Here is a 9,011-nt window from a genome sequence, read left to right as displayed (position 1 = left end):
GGCGTTGACTTTTGGCACGCTGTTGAGTTCTCAAGGAACGGACGCTTCCTTTGTACTCACCCTCTCGGGCTTTCCTCCGGGCGCTTCCCTTCGGTATTTCGTGTTTCCAACCTTACCAGATCCGTTTTCCGTTCCGTTCCCGGTTCGGATTTCATTTCCGGTGGCCGTTGAAGGGCCTTTGCCTTTCGGCGTGTTCACTACGTTAGCGGATTCCCTCCGCAACTCATAATCGAGTTCTGCGAGTTCGAATTTCGGCATGCAGGCATGCGAAATAAGACCCCGCCGAGGGGAAGTCGTAGGTAGTGGTTGGCCGCTTCCGGCTGCTGGCAGATTGCCGTACCCGGGTCAAGCGGCTCGGGCTACATTACGGAGACCTCAAGGCTGCGTCAAGTTGAACGGCGTCTCGGCGTATGGGCCCGATAAGGGCTCACCGTCGGGTCGTTGGGGGTCCAGAAGCGCCAGGGGTGGACGGCACCGTCTCCGCCCACTCCTGTGCGAGGGCCGCTCTTGACCTGGTCGGGGTCGACGGGGGTGCCGGTCAGGAGGGTCAGCGGGGCGCCATGGCCGACGCAGAGGTCCGTGCCGTTGAGGTCGCGGTCCACATCCAGGGCCGTGGCCAGGCGGGCAGGGCCTTTGGCCAGTTCCTTGTCGTTGCGGGCCGAGAGTCGACGTTTGCGGGCGAGCTCGGCGCCCGTCGTGATCTCACCGGCGCGGAGCAGGACACCGCTCGCGGTGCCCTCGGGGCCGCACACCACATTGAGGCAGTGCCACATGCCGTAGGTGAAGTAGACGTACGCGTGTCCGGGCGGACCGAACATCACGCTGTTGCGGGCGGTGGGGCCGCGATAGGCGTGCGACCCGGGGTCGACCTCGCCCGCGTACGCCTCCACCTCTGTCAGGCGCAGCTCGATCGGACCGTCCGGTGAAGTGCGCACGAGGACGCGGCCCAGGAGATCCGGGGCGACCTCCAGGACAGGGCGGTCGAAGAAGTCGCGTGGGAGAGGCGTACGGTCAGGGGCCGCGATCATGGCGTCCGAGCTTAGTGGAGACGGTCCGTACGGGTGGGTGGTCACCGCTCGTACCTGTTGCCAGGGTGAAGACGCGGAACCGGACGTGCGTCCATCGCGTTTGTATGGATCAAGGATTCAAGTCGAGTCGAGCCACAGGCGGGGCCTGGGGAGGAGAGTCATGGGGTTCAAGAAGCTGCTTGCGAGCCTGGGTGCCGGCGGTGCTTCGGTGGAGACGGTGCTGACCGAGGTCAATGTCGTACCCGGCGGTGTCGTCCAGGGTGAGGTGCGGATCCAGGGCGGGTCCGTGGACCAGGAGATCGAGGGTCTCTCCGTCGGTCTGCAGGCACGGGTCGAGGTCGAGGGCCAGGACCAGGAGACGAAGCAGGACATCGAGTTCACCAAGCTGAAGCTCGGCGGTGCCTTCACGCTGCAGGCCGGCCAGGTGCACGCGGTGCCCTTCGGGCTCGAGATTCCGTGGGAGACGCCGGTCACCAGCATCGACGGGCAGCAGCTGCGCGGCATGAACATCGGTGTGACCACCGAGCTGGAGATCGCGCGCGCCGTGGACTCGGGCGACCTGGACCCGATCAACGTGCACCCGCTGCCGGCGCAGCAGGCGATCCTGGACGCCTTCATCCAGCTGGGCTTCCGCTTCAAGAGCGCCGACATGGAGCGCGGTCACATCCGCGGGACGCGTCAGAAGCTGCCGTTCTACCAGGAGATCGAGTTCCTGCCGCCGCAGCAGTACCGCGGCCTGAACCAGGTCGAGTTGAGCTTCGTGGCGGACGACCGCGAGATGGACGTCATCCTGGAGATGGACAAGAAGCCCGGGCTCTTCAGTGAGGGCAGCGACTCGTTCCGTTCGTTCAAGGTGGGTCTGAACGACTTCCAGGGCACGGACTGGGCTGCGTACCTGAACGAGTGGCTGTCCCAGGTCGGCAGCAAGCGCAACTGGTTCTAGGCTCGGAGCGGATCAGCCATCAACCAGGAGGTGCCGACGTGACCGAGCTCAAGAGGCCGCCGCTTCCCCATGACTTCCACCCGTCCGTGCCGTCGTTCACGGTCGTGAGCGAGGACTTCGAGCCGGGTGCGGTCCTCAAGGACGCTCAGGTCTACGCGGCCGGGAACACCTCGCCGCAGCTGCGGTGGGAGGGGTTCCCGACCCGGACCAAGAGCTTCGCCGTGACGTGCTTCGACCCGGACGCCCCTACGGGCAGCGGATTCTGGCACTGGACCGTCTTCGACATCCCGGCCTCGGTCACCGAGCTGCCGGGTGGTGCGGGCAGCGGCAAGTTCGAAGGGCTGCCCGAGGGTGCGGTGCAGGTGCGCAACGACTACGGGACGAAGGACTTCGGAGGCGCTGCGCCGCCGCCCGGGGACCCGGCCCACCGGTATGTGTTCACCGTGTACGCCGTCGACCAGGAGAAGCTGGGTCCGGATTCGGATGCTTCGCCCGCTGTTGTCGGCTTCAATCTCCGGTTCCACACGCTCGCGCGTGCGCAGGTGCTCGCCCAGTACGCCGCTCCCGCGGAGAACTGAGCGTTCATCGATTGTTTGCCCGTCTCTGGTCATGGAAGTGATCAGAGACGGGCATTTTTTATTGCGTTGTCCATCTCGGCGTGCCCGGCCAGAGTTGATCCCAGCCCGCCAGGCGGTGGGCCGGTGCATACGGGAGGTGGGCAGGTTGATGCGGGACACGCTGGTGCTGAACGCTAGCTTCGAGCCGCTCTCTACGGTGACGCTCAACCGAGCCGTCGTTCTGGTGCTCCAGGACAAGGCCGTGGTCGAGCACGCCCACCCCGGACTCCGTGTGCGCGCGGCGGCGGTCGACATACCCGTGCCTCGGGTGATCAGACTCTGCAGGTATGTACGGGTGCCCTTCCGAAGACAGGCTCCGTGGTCCAGGCGGGGTGTGCTGGTCCGGGACCAGCACCGGTGCGCCTACTGCGGCAGGCGCGCGACGACGGTCGACCACGTGGTGCCCCGGGCGCAGGGCGGTGCGGACTCGTGGCTGAACACGGTCGCTTCCTGCGCGATGGACAATCACCGCAAAGCGGACCGTACGCCGGAGGAGGCGGGAATGCCGTTGTTGCGGCAGCCGTTCGAGCCGACGCCGGCGGACGCGATGCTCTTGTCGCTTGGGCGGGATGAGTTGGCCTCGCTGCCTGGCTGGCTGGCGCAGCCTGCGGCCTAGCCCCGCACCCGATAGAGCCCGCAGTCAGACGTTTCGTGTCTGGCTGCGGGCTCTATCGGGCTTGTCGCGCAGTTCCCCGCGCCCCTTACGGGGCGCTTCAGTCGATCGGGGGCTGCTCGCGGCGCTCTGTGGGTGCCGAGCCGCTCGAACCGCTGCCCAGGGGGCCGAAGTTGCCGAGCGCGCCACCGAGGCCCTTGAGGGCGTCGCCGATCTCGCTGGGCACGATCCAGAGCTTGTTCGCGTCGCCCTCGGCGATCTTCGGGAGCATCTGGAGGTACTGGTAGGAGAGCAGCTTCTGGTCCGGGTCGCCCGCGTGGATGGACTCGAAGACCGTACGGATCGCCTGGGCCTCGCCCTCGGCGCGCAGGGCCGCGGCCTTGGCCTCACCTTCGGCGCGCAGGATCGCGGACTGCTTCTCACCTTCGGCGCGCAGGATCTCGGACTGCCGGACACCTTCGGCCTGGAGGATCGCGGCGCGCTTGTCACGGTCGGCGCGCATCTGCTTCTCCATCGAGTCCTGGATGGAGGTCGGCGGCTCGATGGCCTTGAGCTCTACGCGGTTGACGCGGATGCCCCATTTGCCGGTGGCCTCGTCGAGGACGCCGCGGAGCGCCGCGTTGATCTCCTCGCGGGAGGTCAGGGTCCGCTCGAGGTCCATGCCACCGATGATGTTGCGGAGCGTGGTGACGGTGAGCTGCTCGATCGCCTGGATGTAGCTGGCGACTTCGTACGTCGCTGCCCGCGCGTCGGTCACCTGGTAATAGATGACCGTGTCGATGTTGACCACCAGGTTGTCCTGGGTGATCACCGGCTGGGGTGGGAAGGGGACGACCTGTTCACGGAGGTCGATGCGGTTGCGGATCGAGTCGATGAACGGGACGACGATGTTCAGGCCCGCGTTCAGCGTGCGGGTGTAACGGCCGAAGCGCTCGACGATCGCGGCGCTGGCCTGCGGGATGACCTGGATCGTCTTGATCAGGGCGATGAAGACCAGCACCACCAGAATGATCAGGACGATGATGATTGGTTCCATCGTTGTTCCCCGTACCCCTCTTGCCTCGGCGTTTCCGGAAGATCTCTGCGGACTCTGCTGAGCTGTTGAAGATCTTGCTGGTCGAGTCTGTCAGACCGCTGCGCGCGCCGTGGGGCATTCACATGACGATGGCCGTCGCTCCGTCGATCTCGACCACATCGACCTCGCGCCCCGCCTCGTAGCTCTGGTCCTTGTCCAGTGAGCGCGCCGACCAGGTCTCGCCCGCGAGCTTGATCCGTCCACCGGACCCGTCGACCCGTTCCAGGACGACGGCCGTCCTCCCCTTCAACGCCTCGATGCCCGTGACCAGTTCGGGGCGCTGGGCGCGATGCCGGGCCGCGACAGGGCGTACGACCGCGATGAGCGCGACCGAAACGGCGGCGAAGACGACGACTTGGAGCACCGTGCCGCCGCCGAGTCCGGCGGTCACGGCGCCGGCCACTGCGCCCACGGAGAGCATGCCGAACTCCGGCATGGCGGTCATTACGAGCGGGATTCCGAGTGCGACCGCGCCGATCAGCCACCACACCCATGCGTCGATGTTCTCCACATGGTCATGGTAGGACCGCGGGCCCGTCCCGGACAGGGCCCCGCGATCTCCCGCCCGGGGGCGGGTTGGAGTGCGTCAGCCGAGCGGCAGGCCCTGGGCGCTCCAGCGCTCGCCGCGCTCCTCGACCACCAGGGGCAGGCCGAAGCAGAGGGAGAGGTTGCGGGATGTGAGCTCGAGCTCCAGCGGGCCCGCGGCCATGACCTTGCCCTGGCGGATCATCAGGACGTGGGTGAAGCCGGGGGCGATCTCCTCGACATGGTGCGTGACCATGATCATCGAGGGGGCGATCGGGTCGCGGGCGAGGCGGCCGAGACGGCGCACGAGGTCCTCGCGGCCGCCCAGGTCGAGGCCCGCGGCGGGCTCGTCCAGGAGCAGCAGCTCGGGGTCGGTCATCAAGGCGCGGGCGATCAGAGTGCGCTTGCGCTCCCCCTCGGAGAGGGTGCCGAACTTGCGGTCCAGGTAGTCGCTCATGCCGAGGCGGTCGAGGAAGGCGCGGGCGCGCTGCTCGTCGACGTCCTCGTAGTCCTCGTGCCAGCCGGCGGTCATGCCGTACGCGGCCGTGAGGACCGTCTGGAGGACGGTCTGGCGCTTGGGGAGCTTCTCGGCCATCGCGATACCGGCGACGCCGATGCGGGGGCGGAGTTCGAAGACGTCCGTGCCGGGCTTGCCGAGGGTCTCGCCGAGGATGGTGGCGGAGCCGGAGCTCGGGTGGAGGTAGCTCGACGCGACGTTCAGGAGGGTGGTCTTACCCGCGCCGTTCGGGCCGAGGATGACCCAGCGCTCCCCCTCCTTGACCGACCAGGAGACCTGGTCCACCAGAGCCCGGCCCTCGCGGACCACGGATACGTCCTCCAGCTCCAGTACATCGCTCATGAGCGCGTTGTCTCCCATTGCAGTCTCGGCTGTCGCTTGCGTCTGTGGACGCAGTCCCCTGGAGAAAACCTACGCCACCGGTCGGGCGGTCCAGCCGTTAGCCCGGTCCTTAGGCTGTAGGCATGCTCTCGGAACCACGCTCAGGACGCTTGGCAGCATGGGGAAATGCCCTTCTTGCCGGACTTGTCTCACCGGATGACGCGGTGCTCGCGGTGGTCGGCGACGACGCCGTGCACCGGGTCGAAGGTCTCCCCGGCGAGTCGGGGCCCGTCGGACTCACGCTCGCCCTCGGACGATTGCGCTCGCTCGGGGTGACCGGGTTCCGGGTCGCGCTGCCCGCGCCCGGGCATCCGCTCGGGCTGAGCGGGCCGCCGGAGTTCAACGCGCGTGCCCTCGACGCGGAGGAGGCCGTCGTCGCGTTCGGCGCGCCGTACGGGCTCGTTCCCGAGGTGTGCGAGGCCGGGCCCGACGGCGACCTTCATGTGGAGGTCGTCTGGCACTGCCTTCCGGTGCGGGAGGCGCCGCCCGCCGATGTGCCCTCGCTGGGTGAGGCGGAGCGTGAGCTGGCGGAGGCGCTGCGGGAGGCGACGGCGGTGCTGTCGCGGCTCGACGTCGCGGGCTCGGGGCCGGTCGCCGAGGCCGCGGTGGACGCCTACCGGGCGCGGGCGGAGCGGGGGCGTGAGGCGCTCGCACCCGGGTATCCGCCGCGGGCGGTACGGGTGTTGGAGCTGGCTCAGCGGGTCGGGCTGCTGATTTCGGTGGCGTACGAGAACGGCCATGGCGGGGCCGTGAGCGCCTCGGAGATGGCGGCGCGGGGCGCGGCGCTGCGTCCGGTGGAGCAGACGGCTCGGCGGGCACAGGTGGCTGCGTACAACTCGTACGTCGAGGAGCGGGAACGGGGCTGATGTAGCTCGGGGGCGCTGGAGCGCCCCCGAAGGGGCGCGGGGCTGTGACATGTGCGGCTCCGCCGCGTGGGCGCGACAAGCCACGACGCGTCGGCAGCCGCGAAACGACCAGTCCCGGCAGCGCAAACCGCGAGGCCCCCCGGGATACCCGGGGGGCCGGTGGTCGCGCTGGGCCTAGTGCCAGCGTCAGGCGTTCAGGCCGTCGTTCGCGAAGGCCGGGTTGAGGGCGCCGATGATGGTCGCGGTGTTGCCCACGGCGTTCACCGGGATGTGTACCGGCGCCTGGACGAGGTTGCCCGAGCCGACGCCCGGGGACTTCACGGCCTTGCCGTCGGCGTGCGCACCGTCCGTGGCGGAGGCGAGACCGGCGCCGGCGGCGACGAGGCCACCCGCCACCATCGTGACAGCCGCGGCCTTCTTCAGGTTCTTCACTTCTGGACCCTCCTAGCGATCGCCGCGGCCAGCCGCCGCAGCACGCACTGGAAAACGGCGGGGCGGCCCGTAGGTTGCGCCATTCGGGGGACATCCACACGACGGTATGAATCTCAGCCCGGAACGCGACGGTCCGCTCTGACCGTTGACGGTGTGCGCCGGCGTGTGGAATCAGCCGGTCACGCCGTGTCTTACGGCCCACAGCGCCGCCTGCGTGCGGTCGGCGAGGTCCAGTTTCATCAGGATGTTCGAGACGTGGGTCTTGACGGTCTTCTCGGAGAGGACCAGGGCGCGGGCGATCTCGCGGTTCGAGCGGCCGTCGGCGATCAGGCCGAGGACCTCGCGCTCCCGCTCGGTGAGCGAACCGCCCCTCCCCTGCCCGGTGTTGGCCTCCTCCTGGGAGAGCAGCGCCCCCGCCACCTCGGGCTGCAGGAGCACATGACCGGCGTGCACCGAGCGGATGGCTCCGGCGAGTGCGTCCGGGTCGACGTCCTTGTAGACGTACCCCGCGGCGCCCGCGCGCAGGGCCGGGACGACGGTGCGCTGCTCGGTGAAACTGGTGACGATGAGCACGCGCGCGGGGTTGGCCAGTTCGCGGAGCTTGCGCAGCGCCTCGACGCCGTCCATGCCGGGCATCTTGACGTCCATCAGGACGACGTCCGGCTTCAACTCCTCGGCCTGCGCGACACCTTCGGCGCCGTCCGACGCCTCGCCCACGACCTCGATGTCGTCCTGCACCTCCAGGAACGTACGCAGACCGCGGCGGACGACCTGGTGGTCGTCGACCAGCAGCACCCGGATCCCTGCCTTCTGTGACGCGGCGTCAGCCACCGGGAACCTCCATCTCGATCGTCGTGCCCTTTCCGGGCTCCGATTCCACGGTCAGCCGTCCGCCGACCCCGCCGGCCCGGTCCCGCATGGAGACCAGGCCCAAGTGCCGCCCCGCGCGCCGGACTCCGCGCGGGTCGAAGCCGCTGCCGTCGTCGCTGACGCGCAGCACCGCGCCCGCACCGCGCCGTGCGAGGGTCACGTCGACGCGGGCCGCCCCCGAGTGGCGCAGGGCGTTGTGCAGGGCCTCCTGGGCGACCCGCAGCATCGCCTCCTCCTGGGCGGCGGGCAGCGCCCGGACTCCGCAGCTGTCGAAGGTGACTTCGGCGGAGTGCGCGCGGTCAAGGACCTGGGTGTGGGTCCGCAGGGTGGCCACCAGGCCGTCCTCATCCAGGGCGGCGGGGCGCAACTCCACGACAGCGGCGCGCAGTTCGTCCGCCGCCTCGGCCGCGAGCACGGCCACCTGCTGGAGTTCACCCTTGGCCCGGGAGGGGTCGCGGTCCACCAGAGCGGCCGCTGCCTGGGCCGTCAGGCGCAGGGAGAACAGCTTCTGGCTTACGGCGTCGTGCAGTTCATGGGCCAGGCGCGAGCGCTCCTCGGCGATGGTCAGCTCGCGGCTGCGTTCATAGAGCCGGGCGTTGTTGAGGGCGATCGCGGCGTGCTGGGCCAGGAGCGACAGGAGCTCCTCGTCGTCGGCGGTGAAGCCGCAGCCGCCCGCCGGCTTGGGGCACTGCTTGTTCGCGAGGAAGAGCGCGCCCAGCGTCTCGTCGCCGTACCGGATCGGCAGGCCCAGGAAGTCGGACATCTCCGGGTGGGCGGACGGCCAGCCCTCGAAGCGGGGGTCCTCGCGCACGTCGCCGAGGCGCTCGGGCTCGGCCCTGTGCAGCATCGAGGCGAGAATGCCGTGCTGACGGGGCAGCGGGCCGATGGCGCGCCACTGCTCCTCGCTGACGCCGTCGACGACGAACTGGGCGAAGCCGCCGTGGTCGTCGGGGACGCCCAGCGCCGCGTACTCGGCGTCGAGCAGCTCGCGGGCCGAGGCGACGATCGTCTTGAGGACGTCGCGCACCTCAAGCTGCCTGCTCATGGCGAGGAGCGCGGAGCTCACCGCGTTCAGGCCGGACCGTGGACCTTGACTCATGGCCTCACCGTACCGGCGGGGTGTGACAGTGCGTATCGGACCTGT

Annotated in this window: 12 protein-coding genes; 5 read left to right on the top strand and 7 right to left on the bottom strand. The window is 69.1% G+C overall.

Annotated elements, in window-relative coordinates; translation table 11 throughout:
* Positions 1–229: hypothetical protein (locus tag AB0O76_RS38160; protein ID WP_365501309.1), on the top strand; the 229-nt coding region annotated here is incomplete at its 5' end.
* Between the two features lie 157 nt (positions 230–386).
* Here the strand turns inward: AB0O76_RS38160 and AB0O76_RS38155 are convergent.
* Positions 387–1,028, bottom strand: a complete 642-nt coding sequence (locus tag AB0O76_RS38155) for a DNA-3-methyladenine glycosylase (RefSeq protein WP_365501307.1) — start codon at positions 1,026–1,028, stop codon at positions 387–389.
* A 160-nt stretch (positions 1,029–1,188) separates the two neighbouring features.
* On the opposite strand from AB0O76_RS38155, the gene AB0O76_RS38150 reads away from it, so the two are divergent.
* The 3 genes from AB0O76_RS38150 (at position 1,189) to AB0O76_RS38140 (ending at position 3,204) form a co-directional block, all read left to right on the top strand.
* Positions 1,189–1,971, top strand: coding sequence for a sporulation protein (locus AB0O76_RS38150; RefSeq protein ID WP_266868579.1), 783 nt, complete (start codon positions 1,189–1,191; stop codon positions 1,969–1,971).
* A gap of 38 nt (positions 1,972–2,009) precedes the next feature.
* Complete coding sequence (locus tag AB0O76_RS38145; protein WP_365501305.1) at positions 2,010–2,549, top strand: YbhB/YbcL family Raf kinase inhibitor-like protein; 540 nt, start codon at positions 2,010–2,012, stop codon at positions 2,547–2,549.
* Between the two features lie 148 nt (positions 2,550–2,697).
* On the top strand, positions 2,698–3,204 hold the full coding sequence (locus tag AB0O76_RS38140) for an HNH endonuclease (protein WP_365501303.1): 507 nt from the start codon (positions 2,698–2,700) through the stop codon (positions 3,202–3,204).
* Positions 3,205–3,301: 97 nt separating this feature from the next.
* On the opposite strand, the gene AB0O76_RS38135 is transcribed toward AB0O76_RS38140, so the two are convergent.
* The 3 genes from AB0O76_RS38135 to AB0O76_RS38125 all read right to left on the bottom strand — a co-directional run bounded on the left by AB0O76_RS38135 (position 3,302) and on the right by AB0O76_RS38125 (position 5,660).
* Positions 3,302–4,237 carry an SPFH domain-containing protein gene (locus tag AB0O76_RS38135; RefSeq protein ID WP_365501301.1) on the bottom strand — a complete coding sequence of 312 codons (936 nt, stop codon included), beginning with the start codon at positions 4,235–4,237 and terminating at the stop codon, positions 3,302–3,304.
* A 118-nt stretch (positions 4,238–4,355) separates the two neighbouring features.
* Positions 4,356–4,787, bottom strand: coding sequence for an NfeD family protein (locus AB0O76_RS38130; RefSeq protein WP_365501299.1), 432 nt, complete (start codon positions 4,785–4,787; stop codon positions 4,356–4,358).
* 75 nt (positions 4,788–4,862) lie between these two features.
* A complete protein-coding gene (locus tag AB0O76_RS38125) occupies positions 4,863–5,660 on the bottom strand; it encodes an ABC transporter ATP-binding protein (protein ID WP_363275277.1) in 798 nt (265 codons plus the stop codon).
* Positions 5,661–5,782: 122 nt separating this feature from the next.
* Here AB0O76_RS38125 and AB0O76_RS38120 point away from each other — a divergent pair, with 122 nt between their 5' ends.
* On the top strand, positions 5,783–6,565 hold the full coding sequence (locus AB0O76_RS38120) for a hypothetical protein (RefSeq protein WP_365501297.1): 783 nt from the start codon (positions 5,783–5,785) through the stop codon (positions 6,563–6,565).
* A 186-nt stretch (positions 6,566–6,751) separates the two neighbouring features.
* Here the strand turns inward: AB0O76_RS38120 and AB0O76_RS38115 are convergent, their stop codons facing one another.
* The 3 genes from AB0O76_RS38115 to AB0O76_RS38105 form a co-directional block, all read right to left on the bottom strand.
* A complete protein-coding gene (locus AB0O76_RS38115; RefSeq protein ID WP_365501295.1) occupies positions 6,752–6,997 on the bottom strand; it encodes a chaplin in 246 nt (81 codons plus the stop codon).
* A gap of 171 nt (positions 6,998–7,168) precedes the next feature.
* Complete coding sequence (locus tag AB0O76_RS38110; protein WP_365501293.1) at positions 7,169–7,828, bottom strand: response regulator transcription factor; 660 nt, start codon at positions 7,826–7,828, stop codon at positions 7,169–7,171.
* Complete coding sequence (locus AB0O76_RS38105) at positions 7,821–8,966, bottom strand: GAF domain-containing sensor histidine kinase (RefSeq protein WP_365501291.1); 1,146 nt, start codon at positions 8,964–8,966, stop codon at positions 7,821–7,823. The genes AB0O76_RS38110 and AB0O76_RS38105 overlap by 8 nt, the downstream gene beginning before the upstream one ends.
* Between the last annotated feature and the right edge of the window lie 45 nt (positions 8,967–9,011).

This window comes from Streptomyces sp. NPDC086554 (assembly GCF_040686095.1).
GTDB lineage: Bacteria > Actinomycetota > Actinomycetes > Streptomycetales > Streptomycetaceae > Streptomyces.
This window is presented reverse-complemented; position numbering and strand designations above follow the sequence as displayed.

Excerpts from the sequence above, each read along its gene's own strand:
- AB0O76_RS38150 (WP_266868579.1), top strand. The coding sequence starts at position 1,189 with ATGGGGTTCAAGAAGCTGCTTGCGAGCCTGGGTGCCGGCGGTGCTTCG.
- AB0O76_RS38135 (WP_365501301.1), bottom strand. The coding sequence starts at position 4,237 with ATGGAACCAATCATCATCGTCCTGATCATTCTGGTGGTGCTGGTCTTC.
- AB0O76_RS38105 (WP_365501291.1), bottom strand. The coding sequence starts at position 8,966 with ATGAGTCAAGGTCCACGGTCCGGCCTGAACGCGGTGAGCTCCGCGCTC.
- AB0O76_RS38125 (WP_363275277.1), bottom strand. The coding sequence starts at position 5,660 with ATGAGCGATGTACTGGAGCTGGAGGACGTATCCGTGGTCCGCGAGGGC.
- AB0O76_RS38120 (WP_365501297.1), top strand. The coding sequence starts at position 5,783 with ATGCTCTCGGAACCACGCTCAGGACGCTTGGCAGCATGGGGAAATGCC.
- AB0O76_RS38155 (WP_365501307.1), bottom strand. The coding sequence starts at position 1,028 with ATGATCGCGGCCCCTGACCGTACGCCTCTCCCACGCGACTTCTTCGAC.
- AB0O76_RS38140 (WP_365501303.1), top strand. The coding sequence starts at position 2,698 with ATGCGGGACACGCTGGTGCTGAACGCTAGCTTCGAGCCGCTCTCTACG.